Genomic DNA, 515 nt, shown 5'->3' with positions numbered 1-515 from the left:
ACTCCAAGGACGGCGCGCTCACCAAGGTGCTGTGGACCCGGGCCCACGGGGCACGGGCGGTGAAGGAGACGGGCGCGATCGGCCGGGCCTGGAAGGCCGCGGGCTTCGAGCGCGGCTACGGCTACCCGGTCACCGACGAGATCCAGTACGGGACCACGGTCTACCAGCGCTTCTCCAACGGCTACAAGGTCAACTGGTCCTCCGTGACCGGTCAGGTCTGGGTCACCGGGTGGTGAGTCCCGTGCCCCGCGTCCCGGAACTCCGGGGCCGGGGCACGGCAGCAGGCACTCCGGGCCGGGTCCTCACCGCTGCGGGCTCGGCGCCCCCCGGCCCGGTGGGCCCGCCGGTCAGCGGGGCGTGCCCGCCCGGGTCCGGGGCGGGCACCACCCCGTTGTCCGCCCCGGGCACCCGCCGCCCGGTCACCCCGGCGGTGGGGATGCTCCCGGCCTCCGCCGCCCGCCGTCCGGCCGGACGCGCCCCCTTCATCAGCACACTTCACATCTCGGGCGAGCCGG

At 76.1% G+C, this 515-nt stretch carries 1 protein-coding gene; it reads left to right on the top strand.

Features of this window, described 5'->3' with window-relative positions; genetic code table 11:
* A partial coding sequence (locus tag RCG67_RS17435) for an LGFP repeat-containing protein (RefSeq protein ID WP_368828079.1) occupies positions 1 to 236 on the top strand: 236 nt, incomplete at its 5' end.
* Positions 237 to 515: the final 279 nt, after the last annotated feature.

It is taken from the genome of Kocuria cellulosilytica (assembly GCF_040981245.1).
Lineage (GTDB): Bacteria > Actinomycetota > Actinomycetes > Actinomycetales > Micrococcaceae > Kocuria > Kocuria cellulosilytica.
This window is presented reverse-complemented; position numbering and strand designations above follow the sequence as displayed.